Raw genomic sequence first — 16423 nt, forward strand, 5'->3', positions numbered from 1 at the left:
AATCATTATACCACTTTTTCCCCCATTATGGAAGTGAAAAAGCAGCCCCGCACGCAACCATACGTTTGCCCGGGACTGCCCTCTGTATTAATATGACTTTACTTTACATAACCATCCGGATTCTGACTCTGCCATCTCCAAGAGTCCTCGCACATCTCTTCCAGACCGCGCTCTGCAACCCATCCCAGTTCTTCCTTTGCCTTCTCCGCATTCGAGTAACACGTTGCGATATCACCAGCTCTCCTCGGTTTAATCTGATACGGAATCTCTTTTCCACATGCCTTTTCAAATGCGTGAACCATATCAAGCACAGAATAGCCCACACCGGTGCCGAGATTGTATACTTTGACTCCTGCCTTTTCTTCGATTTTCTTCAGAGCCTTCACATGTCCAACCGCCAAGTCCACTACATGGATATAGTCGCGCACGCCGGTGCCGTCATGAGTATCATAGTCATCTCCAAATACTCCCAGACACTCCAGCTTGCCGATGGCTACCTGTGTGATATAAGGAATCAAGTTGTTCGGTATTCCCTTCGGGTCCTCTCCCATGAGGCCGCTCTTGTGTGCGCCGATTGGATTGAAGTAGCGAAGAAGCACAACGTTCCATTCCGGGTCTGCCGTATGCAGATCGGTCAGAATCTGTTCCAGCATCCATTTCGTCCAACCGTACGGATTGGTGCAGGTTCCCTTCGGGCACTCCTCTGTAATCGGGATAAATGCAGGGTCGCCATAAATAGTGGCGGAAGAACTGAAAATGATATTCTTCACCCCGTTATTCCTCATCACATCACAGAGCACTAAAGTCCCCGCAATATTATTCTGATAATACTCCAGCGGTTTCGCCACAGACTCGCCTACCGCCTTCAGTCCCGCGAAATGAATAACTGAATCGATGCTCTCTTTTTCAAAAATTTCATTCAACGCTTCTGCGTCCCTGATGTCCGCTTTATAAAAAGTCACCTTTTTTCCGGTAATTTGTTCTACTCTTTTCAAGGATTCTTCGGATGCATTGCACAAATTATCTACAACCACAACTTCATATCCTGTGTTCAAAAGCTCCACACATGTGTGGCTTCCGATAAATCCAGCTCCGCCTGTTACCAAAATTGCCATGATATCTTCCTCCTATACATTTCAGTCACATTGGTTGATTATTGTCTCTATAAATACTATATCACAAGAAACAAAAATATGGAATACTTTATTTACTAAATTTTTAATCTCTTTTAGTAAATATCTCTCTACTTTTTACTAAAAGCCTGCGTTTTCACACAGGCTTTCGTAATCACTTTATTTATATTTCTGAATAATGCTCTGCATGGTCTCCCATTTTGTTTCCATATCTTCTACCAGCTTGAATTGTGTTCTGCACCGGTCCAGATTATGATTCTCACGATGGATTTTAAAGTAAGTGTCTCCCTGCAGATAATCGGTCAGGAAACGCATGCCGCATTCAAAGGTCATAGCCTTAGCGCCCATAGGCATTAAGTCTATCTCCCGCTCTGTCAGCTTTCCGCCACAGCCCTCGATATAGCCTTTCGCATAAATATCATAAAGATCCATGTCGCAGGAAACCTTACTCAAATCCTGTTCATCCTCGGCAGCCGTACTAGCCCCGAACCGAATCGAATCACCGAAATCATGCATGGCCAGTCCGGGCATGACCGTATCCAAATCAATGACGCAGATTCCTTTTCCTGTCTTGTTGTCAATCATAATATTGTTGAGCTTTGTGTCATTGTGTGTGACTCGAAGTGGAATCTCCTTCTTATCTAACAGCTCGGCGAAGAAATTAGCCAAATCTTCCCGTTGCAGCACGAAACGAATTTCCTCCTGCACATAAGCCGCACGGCCGCACACGTCGTCCTCCACAGCTTTTTTGAACACTTGAAAACGTGCTCTCGTATCGTGGAATCCCTTGATCGTCTCGTGGAGGGTTTCCGCCGGATACGCTGCCAGCAGACGCTGGAAATTACCGAAGGACACTGCACTCTGGTAGAAATCATCCGCGCTTTCCACTTGATCGTAGCTTGTGGCGTCCGTGATGAACTTATAAGCCCGCCAATACTCTCCTGAAGAGTCCACAAAATAAGGCTTCCCGTTCACTGTAGGGATGACATTAAGCGTCTCTCTCTCCGGATCCCCGCCGTTTTCAATGATTCTTTCGCGAAGATAAGAGGTCACATTGAGGATATTCTCCATCAGCTCCACTGGCTCTTTAAAAATATCCTTATTCATCCGCTGAAGAATCACCTTAATCTGCCCCATCTCCGCAATTTCAAACACAAGAAGATAAGTGTCGTTTATATGGCCGCTGCCATATGGCCTCTCATCTACCAGCACCCCATCAAAGCGGAAATTAGCAATTGCTTCATTTATTATACCCTTTGCCATTATCTGTCACCCCACAACGTTTCAGGATAAAGTCCTTCTTCTTTCATCTTCTTGATGGCTTCCATCACTACCGGCTTATCTTCCTTATAAGTAACTCCGTACCATTTGTCCGCAGACTCAAGAACCGCCACCGTCGCACGTCCTTCCTCCAGAAGGCCGCTGACAACGGAAGGCAGGAAGTATTCACACTTCATCGGGTTCTTAGCAATCCCTTCCTCAAGAAATGCCGGGAATCCTGCTTTTATCTCATCTAAAATACTCCTTGTGAATCCCCACATATTCATGGACACCAGCGTATCGCCCGATACAGGAACCCAAGTCTGCCCGTCATCCTCAGAGTACGCGATTCCTCCGTCCCTCTTCTCAATTCTCGTTCTCTCAAAAATACCCGTCAATTCCCCGTCTGCGTTTGTTGAACATAAGCCTCTGGCAACATGTCCGTTATCCGTCACTGTATTTTCCAGTTTATATCCTACCATTGTGTAACGGTATTTGTCGTCATCTTCGTGAGTAGCAAGATAGTCATAAATCACTTGGAATGCATCCCTTCCGTAGAAGTCATCCGCATTGATCACAGCGAAAGATCCGTCGATTTCATCGATACAGCTCAATACTGCATGGGCTGTTCCCCATGGTTTTACCCTGCCTTCCGGCACCTTGAATCCCTTCGGGATATTGTTCATATCCTGATATACATAGGACACATCCATGATTGCTTCCATGCGGTCTCCAACCGCAGCTTTGAAATCGGCCTCATTTTCTTCCTTAATAATAAAAATCACCTTTTCAAATCCGGCTCTTTTTGCATCAAAAATCGAAAAGTCCATAATAATATGTCCCTGTTCGTCCACTGGGTCAATCTGCTTCAATCCGCCGTAACGGCTCCCCATTCCTGCTGCCATAATCACCAATACTGGTTTCTTCATTTTGCTACCTCCTAAATACCTTCTAGCTTAAATTAACCTTTGATACCGCCCGTTACACCACCGATAATCTTCTCTGACAGGAAGATGTAAAGGATAAATGTGGGTAAGAATACTATAACAACGGCCGCGAACATACCCGCCCAGTCTCCAGTATACTTCATAGAGTTTATCATACCATACAGACCAACCGCAACCGGTTTTGTCTGGTTCGAATTGGCGATAATAAGAGAGATAAAGTATTCATTCCAGATATTAATAAAGTTAAAGATTGTAACCGTAACCAGTCCTGACTGCGCCATAGGGAACATAATCTTCCAGAATGTCTTCATCGGAGGACACCCGTCAATGGCCGCCGCCTCTTCATACGTCTTGGAAAGATTACTGAAGAAAGTCAGCAAAAATACAGTGGTATACGGTACATTGATACCTATGTAAAGCAGTATCAAAACTATCTTATTGGCAAATACATTATTCAAAATGCCAAGTGCCGAGATAATACCGAACAATGGAAGGATAACCATGATAACCGGTGTTCCCATTGCAGATACGAAACTTGTCTGAATCACCTTATTTCCAAGGAATGTAAACCGGGACAGCACATATGCAGCCGGCGCGCAGATTACAATCAGCGCGACACAGGAAATAATGGAATAAACAAGGGAGTTCATAAAGAACTCGGATACATTGGATGTGGTCCATGCCTTGATATAGTTTTCAAAGTGAAGCCCTGTCGGGAACTTCAGCGCATTGCCCGCGAAAATATCCGGCGTTGTCGCAAAGCTGGCACAAATAACCCATCCTAACAATACAACAGTAAATACTACCCAGAGGATGATAATGATATATCCGGGGAGCAGTTTTGCTTCTTTTTTCAAATTAAACGGAGTTCTTGCTTTCTTTTCCTTTGCCATAACTTTCTCTCCCTTCTTTAGAATTCCAAATCATCATCTTTTAACAACTTGTTGCAGATCGTAAAGATAAGCACTACGAAGAGGCTTAAGATAACACCGATAGCCGCTGCCAGACCTGCATTACGGGCTGTTATCGTATTACCCGCGCCAAACATCTGCAGATACATATAAACCATAGGAACGATCGTGGACGTTTCTGCTGTTACAGTCGAGAACAGCTGCGACCAAACAAAGAAGCCTACACAGCTTACGCTCCACATCGTAATATTCGTCTTAAATACACCCTTCAGAAGGGGCAGTGTCATATAACGGAACTGCTGAGGCTTATTCGCGCCGTCGATGGTAGCCGCCTCATAGAGATCCGGGCTGATACGTTCAATACCACTAGTCCAAATCAACATATGATATCCAATCATACCGAAACAGTACGCAATCAAAAGCGCCATAAATTTGTGGTCGCCGTCCGTCCAAGGAATGTTGGCCAACTTATCCAAATGGAGAAATGTAAACAATGATTTGAAAAGGCCAAACTTCGGGCTGTATACATATTGCAGCCACATCGTCGCAAGAGCTACCGCACTTACGATATTCGGCAGGTATATAATCGCTCTGAAAAACTTTTTGAATCTAATTCCACTCGTAAGGATAACACCGAACAGCAGAGAAAAACTCATTACGATAATTCCGCCGTACAGCCAAATCTTGGCAAGATTAGTCATCGCCGTCCTGAACAGCGACGTAGATAACAAGGTCTTATAATTGTCAATTCCGGTGAATGTCCATAATCCGATACCGTCTGTAACACCTTCGATATTAAAAAAACTCATCAACAGAGTTCTGATAATCGGGTACACAAAGATTACAACAAAGAAAAGCACCGCCGGGGCTAAGAATGCTACTATCATCCCTTTATTTTTTTTCATGTGTGCATCTCCTTTCCTAAAGATCTAACTACATAAACTAAAGAAATCCATATCGGAACAAAGTGGACAAGTCCACTTCAACTTCCTATGTTATAAAAATATGGTGGCAGCGCGTTAAACGATGCCACCATATTCAAATGCTTTATTTATTTGCTTGCGTCCTGCATAGCTTTTACAAACTCATCTGCAGTCTGAGTTCCAGCCATCAATTTGATGAAGTTCTCTTTGATAACCGGTGTCATGTTCTCATTGCTCTCAACGCCAACTGCCCATGTGAAACGTGCTGTAGAACCTTCCATAACAGGTTTTGCGCAGCTTACAAGTGCCGGCCACTCTGTGTTAGTTGTGTCAGCCGGGATACCGATAGACTCGTCAGCTAACTTCTGGTCAAATTCGCCCTTTGTAATCTTTTCGATTAAGCCAAATGCTTCTTTGCCCATTTTGGAATCTTTATTGATAGCGAATACCTGTCCGCCAAAGTTGTTTGTCTCTGTTCCGGTTGCAGCTGCTTCTTCGATGTTAGACTCAACAGCGTCCAGTGCCGGATATGCGAAACATCCCCATTCAAAATCAGGACCTGCTGCATCTTTAACTTCGTTCGGAAGCCAAGAACCATTTAAGTACATAGCTACTTCTCCGCTGGCAAGTTCTGTGTTCTGTCCTGCCGGCCATACGTTTGTTCCAACGTTTTCAGAGAAATATCCTTTAGATGCTAACTCTTCGATGTCTTTTGCCATCTGGAGAACTGCCGGGTCATCCCAAAGTCCTTCTTTTACAATTTTAACAACAGCTTCTTCACCAACTAATCTTCCAAGGTGATATCCGATTACGCATGTTGCATATGCATCGTCCATTGTCATCGGTGTAATGCCTGCATCTTTCAATGTCTGGCATACAGTAAGGAACTCTTCCCATGTCTTCGGAGCTTCTTTGATTCCTGCTTCATCAAATAATTTCTGATTGTAGAAGAATGCAAATACGTTTGGCTGATAAGGAATAGACTTTAATGTACCACCGCCAACTTCTCTAGCTGCACTGATCAGACCAGCATTAGCTGTAGCTTCATAGTCATTCTCTTTTGCAAAATCTTCCAGATCCATGAGGTATTTGCCCCATGTTCCATTTACACGGTCGATATCTTCATCAAATAAGTCAATATTTGTTCCTGCGTCAAGCGCCGGCTGAAGTCCTTCACGGATACCGGTACGTCCCTTGAACTGTACATCAACTTCAACGCCCGTCTCTTCTGTGTAAGCGTCGATAGCAGCCTTGATAGCCTGCCCCTGAGGTTCAGCTTCTTCCCACATGGACCAGTAAACCAGTTTGCCGCTTGATTCGCCGCCGTCTTTTTTACTGTCGTCCCCGGATTTTTTGTTACCGCCGCAGCCAACCGCCATAGTAGCTACCATAGCAGCGCACAGCAATACACTCAAAATTCTCTTTTTCATAAATCTTTTCCTCCTCTTTTATAAAAAGTTTTTATGAGTTGTTAAATCTATCTTAGTACAAATTTGCACAAAAGTCTTTGTCCTATCAATTTCATAATTTGTACTATCCGCACTTTTTAGATTGCTTTTTCTTTCACAATGAGTTAAAATATGTTAAGAATAGACAAATTTCCAAAGATAAAACTGTTTACTTTCACAAATTACCAGCGAGGTGTCGGATATGGGTTATGTTAGTGTTCATCTACAGGATTCCATTCATATAGAAGAAATATTTACAATTCATTACTTTGAATATATGAGCGATTTTTCATTTGAAGGAGAATCCCACAATTTTTGGGAATTTCTTTATGTAGATAAGGGAGAGGTCGGCGTAACTGCGGATAAGAGTAGTATCGTGCTAAAAAAAGGCGATATCATTTTCCACAAGCCTAATGAGTTCCATAACGTGAAGGCCACCGGAGACAGCGCCCCCAACCTTGTAGTTGTCTCTTTCTCCTCCCCGAGCACAGCTCTGACCTTCTTTGAGAACAAGATACTCCATGTAGACGAACTGGAGCGCAACCTTCTCGCCGATATTATTATAGAAGCAAGAAGCTGCTTTGCCTGCCGTCTGGACGACCCTTATTCGACGCACATGAGTCAAAAAATACCGGATACCTTTGGGGCGGAACAGATGATCCGCCTCCACTTGGAGCACCTTCTGATTCATCTTGTGCGCCGGCACTCCAACCCCATTGTCTTCAAGAAGAAGCTGCACACGCTGCCGCCCAAGGCAACCAAAAGCCGCAGTGATTCCGAAGTCTTTAATCGTGTGGTAGACTATCTGGAAGCGAATATCGCCTCCCATGTCACCATCGAGCAGATATGCCGGGACAACCTGATTGGCCGCTCTCAGCTTCAGAAAATTTTCCGCGAGAAAAGTAATAAAGGCGTGATAGAATACTTCTCCAAAATGAAAATTGACGCCGCCAAGGAAATGATCCGCACCGGACATCTGAACTTCACACAGATCTCCGAACGCCTAGGTTATACCTCAATCCACTATTTTTCCAGACAGTTCAAAAAGCTCACGGGGATGACGCCTTCCGAGTACGCTTCCTCCATCAAAGCAATGGCCGAAGGTAGCTTTGAGTAGCGCAGATTTGTTTGATTATCATGAAAAGCTCCTGCTCGCTTTCCACGGTATAGTCCGGCTTCGGCCTCTCCTCCGGGATATGGCGCCCTCTGCGATTGAACCAAACAGCATGCCAGCCCGCGCGTACCGCCCCCACAATATCGTTTTCATAAGAATCGCCCACAAACCATGTATCTTCTTTTCGAAGTTCCATGGCTTCTTCTGCGTATTCAAAAATTCTGATATCAGGCTTTGCTGCTCCTGCCCCGCCTGATATTATGGCATATTCTCTGGGCACATAGCAGTCTGCCCCCAAGGTTACAATCTTTCGCCATTGATGTTCCTCCGGCCCGTTGGTAATCATGCCCATAGGGATTCCTCTGGCCTTTATAAACTCCAGCATCTCCCTGACCGTATCCGACATCCATATCCTGTTCTGTTCTTCAGCATAAATCCGCTGGAAATTCAAGGCCTCTTCCGCACTGATAGAAAATCCAAAATCCTCCATCGCCTTCTGAATCCGGTAGATATACATCTCATCCATCGTAATCTCACCGTTTCTGGACGCTTCAAACACCTCGTCACTGTGCATGCGGTGCGCTAAAAACAGAGGCTCCATCAACGAATCAAACCGATTCCCCAGCATTTTGCGGCACGCCGTCTCAAAGGGCATCATTAAATTATACAATGTATCATCCATATCAAATAATATGGCCGGCATTTTCCCGTCACCCCATTTCTTCTCCGTGCACTGCGGCCCTCACGGAGTGTTTTTGTTACACAGAACAAACTTTCCCACGTAACGAAACAACCGCCGGTACACAGGTATCGGCGGTCTCTGATGTCTTATCTAAGTTCAGGATTAGTCCTGTACATACGGCATTAAAGCGATATGTCTTGCTCTCTTGATTGCTACGGTAAGAGCTCTCTGATGTTTTGCACAGTTTCCTGTGATTCTTCTCGGAAGAATTTTTCCTCTTTCAGAAACATATTTCTTTAATTTAGCTACATCTTTATAATCGATTTCATTATTCTCTTTGCCACAGAATACACAAACTTTTTTTCTTCTGCGTCCGCCTCTTCTCTTCATCGGAGAATCCGGTCTGCCACCTTTTTCGTAAGCCATTTTGCTTGCACTCCTTTCATCAATTGAACGGTAATTCTTCATCTATTCCATCCGGAATATTCATGAAGCCGTCACCAGCATCTGCGCTTGGTGCCGGAGTCGGGGCTGCCTGATAGTGGTTTGCTTCGCTTGCATTCTTACTTTCAGCAAATTCCTGTTCTTCAACAACAACTTCTGTCGTATAGACCTTCACACCATCCTTGTTCGTATAACTTCCGGTCTGGATACGCCCGCATATAGTAACGCGCATTCCCTGACGGAAATAACGTTCGGTGAATTCAGCGCTCTTACCGAACACAACACAGTTGATAAAGTCTGCGCTCTGTTCTCCGTCGCGTTTGAATCTGCGGTCTACAGCTAATGTATATCTTGCAATAGCGAGAGCATTCTCACCTTGTGAATATCTAACTTCAGGGTCTCGTGTCAAGCGTCCCATTAAAACTACTTTATTCATACGTTCGCCTCTTTCTTAAGCTTCCTGTTTCACGCATAAATATCTGATTACATTGTCCATGATCCGAATTCTCTGTTCAACTTCGGCAGGAACGGTTGAATCAGCCTCAAAGTGAACGAAGTAGTAAACTCCTTCTTTCATTTTCTGAATTTCGTAAGCTAATCTTCTCTTACCCCATTCATCAACGTCAGTTACGTTACCGCCGAAACGCACGATAAGCGCTTTCACCTTTTCGATAACTTCTGCTCTGGCGTCGTCTTCGAGTTTAGCATTGACAACAACAGCTAATTCATATTTGTTCATGTCTTGCACCTCCTTATGGTCTCTGGCTCCCGGATTAGCCGGGAACAAGGAATTAAATAGTATATCACAATTTGATATCATACCATAAAGAAAGATTTGGTTCAAGCTTTTTTTCTTATTTCTTTTGTATTTTTTTCCACCAGTTTTCTGGCCACCATAATCTGATGTCCACATCCCATACATTTTAAACGGAAATCCGCCCCCACACGAAGAATCTCCCATTCAGAGCTTCCGCAGGGATGCTTTTTCTTAAGCCTTACAACGTCACCGACTTCATACACTACGTCCATCGATATCCACTCCTCACTAATTCACTGTCACTTTCATTCCAAGCACGACCAGCCGCTCATCGTTGTTATCCTTCGTACACGTCGACAAGGTGACGATCTGCGCGTCCGTCCCCGGAGACACTTCTGTGTCATAGAGACTGGCCCCCTTCGTCGCGGCAATAAACGACTCAAAGGTCGCGTCATCCGCAAATTGATACGTATAACTTTCCGATGTGTCCTTCACCACGCCCACAGAATAAATCTGGTACTTGATCTCCGCTCCGTCCGGCGTATAAATATAAAAGAAAGGATATTTTTTATAGAACTCCTGATCCTTATATTCCTCCAACCTGTTGAACATCGTCTTATTGTTCATACGATGCCCGTACACTATCGTATTTTTGTCATTAAAATCGGGATGGTTGTCTACATTGACAAAAATAGTCCCTACCGTATTCTCATACCCCTTAAAGGTCTTATCCAGATATTCTTCATTATCCTTGCCTTGAACTACCGGGTAGTTAATAATAGAAGGTTCATCAAATCGAATCCACGCAACTACATCGGGATTGATTTCCCTAAGGGCGTCAAAATCCACCCGGAACCTGTCATCTTTGGTAGAAATTGCCGTCTCCTCCAAGTCATGATACTCTGTTTTCCCCTTGCTGTATCCATAATATATCTTTCCCAGCTGAAAAGCCGAAACCACAAAAACAATAACAGCAACAATCAGAATAACCGTACTGACAATGCCGCCCTTCTTCTTTTTCCGTCTTCCTCTGTGATATTTCTTACGTTCGCTCATCTATATCCTCCTCTGTACCGTCTGGCCCCCGCGGTGCAATCTGTGTCTGCTTTTTTTAGTGTATCACACTTTTTATATTTTTTTAATAGTGAGTTTATTGATTCTGCGTAAAAAAAGCGTAAAATAGCACTTATGTAAGGTTGACCGCAAACAGAATCTCTCTGCGGATATCTCCTTAGAATATAAAATGATTGGATGATGTATTTATGAAGGAAAAATTTATAAGATTTATGTATGGCCGCTATGGAGTGGATGCTTTTGGTAAATTTCTTGTAATCTTAGGTCTGGCGCTTATTATCTTTTCGGGATTCACCAGATTCCGCCTGATTCCGCTTCTGGCCTGGGTGGTGATTATCTATGCGTATTTCCGAATCTTCTCAAGAAATATTTACAAGCGCTCCGCCGAGAACCAGTCCTATCTGAAGCGTACCGCTAAGATTCGCAGTTTCTGGTGGAACCAGAAGAACCTTATGAAGCAACGGAAAACACACCATATATACAAGTGCCCAAGCTGCCACCAGAAAATCCGCGTGCCAAAGGGCAAAGGAAAGATTGAGATTCGCTGTCCCAAATGTCAGAATACATTTGTAAAGAGGAGTTAACATGTTCGGATATATCATTATCAACAAAGGAGAGATGAAATTCAAAGACTATGATGTCTACCATGGATTTTACTGCGGACTGTGCCGTACTTTAAAAAGCCAGTATGGCTTAAAAGGACAAATGACCCTCTCCTTCGATATGACCTTCCTTCTTGTATTGCTGAGCGGCCTGTACGAACCGGAGACAACGGCAGGTGTTGCCAAATGTGCCGCACATCCTCTGGAGAAGCACCCGTATTTCACCAATGAATGCTCCGAATATGTAGCAGATATGAACCTGCTCTTATCCTATTACAAGTGCCTTGATGACTGGCATGATGAGCGAAAATATGGGAAACTGGTTTATTCTAAGGCATTACAAAAAGCGGTAGATAAAATAAAAGAAAAATATCCCGACAAATTCGCCGCAATCACGAAAGCATTGCTGGACATTGAAGCCTGTGAGAAAACGGGAGATATGGATATCGACAAGATGGCCGGATATTTCGGTCGTGTGATGGAAGAGATTTTTGCTTACCGTCAGGACGAATGGTGCGAGACGCTGCGCGCCATGGGTTTCTTTCTCGGTAAATATATCTATCTCGCCGATGCTTATGAGGATGTGGAAAAGGATCAGAAGGAAGGAAATTACAACCCATTGGCGCACAAGTTCGGACAGCCCGATTTCGAGCAGGAATGTAGACGAATTTTGACTATGATGATGTCTGAGTGCTGCAGGCGGTTTGAAATTCTCCCCATAATACAGTATACTGAGATTCTAAGAAATATTCTCTACTCCGGTGTGTGGTATCGTTTTGATCTGGCAACGGAGAAACGCAAACAGCAAAAAGAAGAGATTCAGGAGAAAAATAATGCAGGATCCATATAGTGTGTTGGGAGTTTCAAGAGATGCTTCCGACGAAGATATCAAGAAGGCCTACCGGGCAAAGAGCCGTAAATACCACCCGGACGCCAATATCAACAATCCGGACAAAGATACCGCAGAAGCCAAATTTAAAGAAGTACAGCAGGCTTACGAGCAAATTATGCACGAAAAAGAATATGGCCCTTCCTACTCCTCCCAAAGCGGAAGCTCCTACGGCGGATACGGGGAGGCAGGAGGTTTCGGCGGTTTCGGTGGTTTTGGCGGCTTCGGTCCTTTTGGCGGATTTTACGGCCAGTACCAGCAGCAAAGCCGGCAGGCCAATAATGAGAGCGAAGAGACCGTCTACCTGAGGGCAGCCGCCAACTATATAAACAGCGGCCACTATCAGGAAGCCCTGAATGTATTGAACAACATGAAGGACCGAAGTGCAAAATGGTACTACTACAGCGCAGCAGCAAATTCAGGGGCGGGCAACAACGTCATCGCCCTCGAGCACGCGAAGGAAGCGCTCAAGCGGGAGCCAGATAATTATCAATACCAGACCCTCGTCAACCGTCTGGAAAACGGCGGAAGTTGGTACGAAAACATGAGAACACCTTACGGCGGTTCCCCTCTGTCGGGAAACGACTTCTGTGTGAAGCTTTGCATTGCCAATCTGGTATGCAATCTTTGCTGCGGCGGAAGTGGTTTCTGCTGTGGCGGAAGACCGTATTATTAAGAACAGGAGGTTTTAACATGTTAGATTATCTTGTAATATATGAAAGCGAAACAGGCAACACGAAAAAGATTGCCACCGAAATCTTTGCCGCACTCCCCGGAATGTCCAAAGATTTGATTCAGCTCCATGAACGGACCGATATTCCCGAAGCAAAAGTTTATTTTGTAGGTTTCTGTGTCCACCGCGGCACATGCAGTCTGGAAGTAGGAAATTTTCTTGGGAGTCTTTCCGCAAAAGCAGTGGCTTTGTTCGGCACTTGCGGCGCAGGGAACTCTGAGGAATATTTCCGTAATATTGAGAACAGCGCCCGCATCTGGCTGGAAGACGACAACCTATACCTTGGCGGTTTCATCTGTCAAGGCAAGATGCCCCAGCAGGTGCGCATGAAATATGAGTCTATGCTGCATCAAGGAGACAGCGAGGAGGATGAAAAGGTCAAACGGCAGATTCAGAACTTTGACGCAGCTATGGTTCATCCCGACAAAGGCGATTTATGCCATGCCAAAGAATTTGTAAATCAATGTTTGAAAAAGCTCTCGGAATAACCACCTCCGGGAGCCTTTTTAACATAGAAAATTCTTTGTTAATTCCTTGTAACCTTCAAAGCTGATTTTTTATAATCATATGGAATACTTGTCCCTACTACCACATCTTCAATCTTTTCTATAATAAGCCAGTCGTCCATATTCCCTTGATGGTCAAAGTCTAACGGTTCGATTTTTTCTACATCTTCAAATTCTACCAAGCATAAGCACTTCTTATGCCAGCGTACCTTCTGTTTTTCAGATAAGTTTAACATACCTTGGTTTTCTTCAAGAATTTTTGTTATTTCTTCATCCGTTAACTTGATATAATTTTGAACATTTTTCACGATTGCTGTCGCTGTTATTAAGGCACTTCCTTTTTCCATAAAATAAAGGCGTTCTCCCACAAAAACCCTGCTGTGTGGAATCTTCCTGCCTGCTGCCCCGCGGACGACCATAGTCTTTGTACCCTCTAAAATTTTATCAAGTACCCTTTCGCCTTTCTTTCCCACATTATCACAATATATTAAATGTACCATTTTATTAAACCTCCTCTATAATGGGTATCCATATTTGACTTAAATAATTAGTATCGTAAGAGTTTCCGTCGCTATACCATTCTAATTCCGGGCAGGGAGCATGCTTAAAGGGATAACTTACCAGCCATTCTTCATTCAGATATTTCCAGCCTTGGTGTATAGACTGTGGCGCCACACCTACGCAGTCAAATACCGCCCAAGTCGTCTCAGGCAGTACGATTTCTGTAAAACCGTCCGGCGGCTCCTCATCAGATATGACCATAATAGAATATTCTAACTCCTTACAATTTTCATCATAGTAGTCAAACACCCCGAACATGCCTTTCGGATTTCCCCTGTCCAAAGATACCAGTTTTGCATAGCTTCCATTTTTTTGACAGTCACACCAAAACTCTGGAACTTTTTGATAATGCTCATTATTTACGCACGAAACTTTGATACTTTTTCCAATCAGCCTCAAACTCGGTTTTCTCTCAAGCCTCCATAAAAATTTTTGTTTTTCCGCCACCTGCATTTTGGGCATGACAGCCAATTCCACATTTTTTTCTCGTGCTTCCTTCGGCGTAACACCATGAAACTGCTGAAAGGCTTTCGTAAACGAAGTAGGCGAATTATATCCATATTTATAGCTAATATCTACAATTCGTAAATCCGTACTTTTCAAATCATATCCTGCCAGAGTTAATTTTCTGCTGCGGACGTATTCAGCAAAACTAATGCCAATCATATAAGAAAATACTTTTTGGAAAAAATCAAATGAGCAGCCTGCCATTTTGGCTATTTCCTCATTGTCAACCGCTTCTTCTTTTCTCTGTAGATGATTCTCGATATAATCAATAATTTTCTGTAATTTTTCATTCCATTCCATAATGATATATTATACCCGCCTTTCTAAAACTACATTCTAACATGTACGGCCATTATTTTCAGCTCATTTTCCGTACTGGGCGGATAGCAATAAAAGGGGATATAGTAACAAAGTGGACAAGTCCACTTCAACTCCCTATATCCCTCACTCACAAGGAACTTGTACACTTTGTGCGCCAATGTGCGGCTGCAAAGCAGCTTTCCTCTGCACATTGTGTGCATCCCCCGGAAGGTTTTTATAACATAGGGGACGAAGTTTCCTATGTTATAAAAAATACCCGAATAACCTGCAAATCAAGGTTATTCGGGCATATGAAAAATTTGTTTTTAAATCGTGTAGTAAGCTTTCAGAAAATCTGCCAGACTCTTCTGGTCCTTCACTCCAATAAGTTCTCTGCTGGAATGCATCGCCAGAAGTGGCACGCCCATATCAACCGTGCGCACAGGAATCATTGCGGACGCTATATTTCCCAACGTACTTCCGCCCACTTGGTCGGAGTGGTTGACGAACTTTTGGTAAGCAATTCCTTCCTTATCACAAATCTGCTGTACGACGGCTATGGCCTCACTGTCTGTGGCATAGCTCTGTGAACAGGCCTGTTTGATGCTGAATCCTTTATTAAGGATATTTTTATTCATCGGGTCATATTTGCTCTCATGAGCCGGATGCAGTGCATGGCTCACATCCACCGACATCAGAAGGGTATTCATAAGGGCGCTTTTATATTCCATATCGCTAAAGCCAAGAGAGCCGTATATTTTCTCGAGCAGAATGCCGAGCAGAGTAGAGGCGGCCCCCTGCTTCGTGCGGCTTCCTATCTCTTCATGGTCAAATACAGCGATCACATTGATGCCACGGTCACGGACACTGTCCTCAATCCCGCTCACAAGCGCTTCCACAGAAGTCAAATTATCCAGTCTTGGCGCAGATAGGAATTCCTCCCCTGAGCCGATGACCATTCCCGCTTCCGGATTATATATGTTCAGTTCATAGTCCAGAATATCTCCGGCACTGACGCCAAGTTCCTCGGCTATCATGCCCTTAAGTGCATCCTTTATATCCTCTTTCTTTTCTGCAAGCCCCATGATTGGCTGCATATGAAGTTGTTTCGTCAGCTCCATGCCTTTGTTCATTTCCCTGTCAAGATGTACCGCAACATTGGGAATAATAAGAACCGGTTTTTTCAAGTCCACCAGACGCACGTCAGGCTCAAACGGATTCTCAGAGCGAAGGGCAACCTTTCCCGCCACGGAAAGCGGTCTGTCCAGCCAGCTCATCAAGTTCACTGAGCCATAGCCCTCCACATCTAATTTTACATAGCCGTCCGCAAAAATTTCCGGATTCGGCTTAATGTGAAGTCCGGGGAAATCCCCGTGTGCCGCACCGATGCGAAAGCCGTCGGAAGCCTCGGCCTGCCTGCCCACGGTAAACGCGAACAGCCCTGAGCCATACTGCTTTACCACATACTTTCCGCCCCTCTCAAGTGTCCAGCTGTCTTTCATAAAAAGCTCTGTAAATCCCGCCTCCACAAGCAGCTCTCTGGCTGCCTCCGCAGTGTGGTAAGCAGAAGTTGATTTTTCAATTAAGTCTAAAAGCCGTTTTGTGTGTTCTGTTGTACCCATAATTGCAAAC

At 44.2% G+C, this 16423-nt stretch carries 20 protein-coding genes; 5 read left to right on the forward strand and 15 right to left on the reverse strand.

Features of this window, described 5'->3' with window-relative positions:
• Window positions 1-98 precede the first annotated feature (98 nt).
• From galE to BN6465_RS09995, 6 genes are all read right to left on the reverse strand, one after another.
• A complete protein-coding gene (gene galE, locus BN6465_RS09970; protein ID WP_066734145.1) occupies window positions 99-1115 on the reverse strand; it encodes a UDP-glucose 4-epimerase GalE in 1017 nt (338 codons plus the stop codon).
• Between the two features lie 177 nt (window positions 1116-1292).
• Window positions 1293-2396: a phosphotransferase enzyme family protein gene (locus BN6465_RS09975; RefSeq protein WP_066734148.1), complete on the reverse strand. Its 1104-nt coding sequence runs from the start codon at window positions 2394-2396 to the stop codon at window positions 1293-1295.
• Window positions 2396-3322, reverse strand: coding sequence for a nucleotidyltransferase family protein (locus tag BN6465_RS09980; protein ID WP_066734151.1), 927 nt, complete (start codon window positions 3320-3322; stop codon window positions 2396-2398). The genes BN6465_RS09975 and BN6465_RS09980 overlap by 1 nt, the downstream gene beginning before the upstream one ends.
• Window positions 3323-3354: 32 nt before the next feature.
• Window positions 3355-4233, reverse strand: a complete 879-nt coding sequence (locus BN6465_RS09985) for a carbohydrate ABC transporter permease (RefSeq protein ID WP_066734154.1) — start codon at window positions 4231-4233, stop codon at window positions 3355-3357.
• Between the two features lie 17 nt (window positions 4234-4250).
• Window positions 4251-5156, reverse strand: coding sequence for a carbohydrate ABC transporter permease (locus BN6465_RS09990; protein WP_066734157.1), 906 nt, complete (start codon window positions 5154-5156; stop codon window positions 4251-4253).
• A 146-nt stretch (window positions 5157-5302) separates the two neighbouring features.
• Window positions 5303-6604, reverse strand: coding sequence for an ABC transporter substrate-binding protein (locus tag BN6465_RS09995; protein ID WP_066734160.1), 1302 nt, complete (start codon window positions 6602-6604; stop codon window positions 5303-5305).
• A 220-nt stretch (window positions 6605-6824) separates the two neighbouring features.
• On the opposite strand from BN6465_RS09995, the gene BN6465_RS10000 reads away from it, so the two are divergent.
• On the forward strand, window positions 6825-7739 hold the full coding sequence (locus BN6465_RS10000) for an AraC family transcriptional regulator (protein ID WP_066734162.1): 915 nt from the start codon (window positions 6825-6827) through the stop codon (window positions 7737-7739).
• Here the strand turns inward: BN6465_RS10000 and BN6465_RS10005 are convergent.
• From BN6465_RS10005 to srtB, 6 genes are all read right to left on the reverse strand, one after another.
• Window positions 7708-8439: an HAD family hydrolase gene (locus BN6465_RS10005; RefSeq protein ID WP_066734164.1), complete on the reverse strand. Its 732-nt coding sequence runs from the start codon at window positions 8437-8439 to the stop codon at window positions 7708-7710. The genes BN6465_RS10000 and BN6465_RS10005 overlap by 32 nt on opposite strands.
• Before the next feature lie 141 nt (window positions 8440-8580).
• Complete coding sequence (rpsR, locus tag BN6465_RS10010) at window positions 8581-8844, reverse strand: 30S ribosomal protein S18 (protein WP_066734166.1); 264 nt, start codon at window positions 8842-8844, stop codon at window positions 8581-8583.
• Window positions 8845-8863: 19 nt separating this feature from the next.
• On the reverse strand, window positions 8864-9298 hold the full coding sequence (locus BN6465_RS10015) for a single-stranded DNA-binding protein (RefSeq protein WP_066734173.1): 435 nt from the start codon (window positions 9296-9298) through the stop codon (window positions 8864-8866).
• A 15-nt stretch (window positions 9299-9313) separates the two neighbouring features.
• Window positions 9314-9601: a 30S ribosomal protein S6 gene (gene rpsF / locus BN6465_RS10020; RefSeq protein WP_066734176.1), complete on the reverse strand. Its 288-nt coding sequence runs from the start codon at window positions 9599-9601 to the stop codon at window positions 9314-9316.
• A 101-nt stretch (window positions 9602-9702) separates the two neighbouring features.
• Complete coding sequence (locus BN6465_RS10025; RefSeq protein WP_066734179.1) at window positions 9703-9891, reverse strand: DUF951 domain-containing protein; 189 nt, start codon at window positions 9889-9891, stop codon at window positions 9703-9705.
• Between the two features lie 16 nt (window positions 9892-9907).
• Window positions 9908-10675, reverse strand: a complete 768-nt coding sequence (gene srtB, locus BN6465_RS10030; RefSeq protein ID WP_066734180.1) for a class B sortase — start codon at window positions 10673-10675, stop codon at window positions 9908-9910.
• Between the two features lie 206 nt (window positions 10676-10881).
• On the opposite strand from srtB, the gene BN6465_RS10035 reads away from it, so the two are divergent.
• From BN6465_RS10035 to bilS, 4 genes are read left to right on the forward strand one after another with little or no spacing between them, the layout of a single operon-like run.
• Window positions 10882-11277 carry a zinc ribbon domain-containing protein gene (locus BN6465_RS10035; RefSeq protein ID WP_066734188.1) on the forward strand — a complete coding sequence of 132 codons (396 nt, stop codon included), beginning with the start codon at window positions 10882-10884 and terminating at the stop codon, window positions 11275-11277.
• A 1-nt stretch (window position 11278) separates the two neighbouring features.
• Window positions 11279-12145: a DUF5685 family protein gene (locus BN6465_RS10040; RefSeq protein WP_066734190.1), complete on the forward strand. Its 867-nt coding sequence runs from the start codon at window positions 11279-11281 to the stop codon at window positions 12143-12145.
• Window positions 12129-12860: a DnaJ domain-containing protein gene (locus BN6465_RS10045; RefSeq protein ID WP_066734193.1), complete on the forward strand. Its 732-nt coding sequence runs from the start codon at window positions 12129-12131 to the stop codon at window positions 12858-12860. The genes BN6465_RS10040 and BN6465_RS10045 overlap by 17 nt, the downstream gene beginning before the upstream one ends.
• Before the next feature lie 17 nt (window positions 12861-12877).
• On the forward strand, window positions 12878-13405 hold the full coding sequence (bilS, locus tag BN6465_RS10050; protein ID WP_066734196.1) for a flavodoxin family protein BilS: 528 nt from the start codon (window positions 12878-12880) through the stop codon (window positions 13403-13405).
• Between the two features lie 38 nt (window positions 13406-13443).
• On the opposite strand, the gene BN6465_RS10055 is transcribed toward bilS, so the two are convergent.
• From BN6465_RS10055 to BN6465_RS10065, 3 genes are all read right to left on the reverse strand, one after another.
• Window positions 13444-13923 carry a hypothetical protein gene (locus BN6465_RS10055; protein WP_066734198.1) on the reverse strand — a complete coding sequence of 160 codons (480 nt, stop codon included), beginning with the start codon at window positions 13921-13923 and terminating at the stop codon, window positions 13444-13446.
• A gap of 4 nt (window positions 13924-13927) precedes the next feature.
• A complete protein-coding gene (locus tag BN6465_RS10060; protein WP_066734201.1) occupies window positions 13928-14791 on the reverse strand; it encodes an AraC family transcriptional regulator in 864 nt (287 codons plus the stop codon).
• A 326-nt stretch (window positions 14792-15117) separates the two neighbouring features.
• Complete coding sequence (locus BN6465_RS10065) at window positions 15118-16413, reverse strand: M18 family aminopeptidase (RefSeq protein ID WP_066734204.1); 1296 nt, start codon at window positions 16411-16413, stop codon at window positions 15118-15120.
• Between the last annotated feature and the right edge of the window lie 10 nt (window positions 16414-16423).

The organism is Bariatricus massiliensis (genome assembly GCF_900086725.1).
In the GTDB taxonomy this organism is placed as follows: Bacteria; Bacillota; Clostridia; order Lachnospirales; family Lachnospiraceae; genus Allocoprococcus; species Allocoprococcus massiliensis.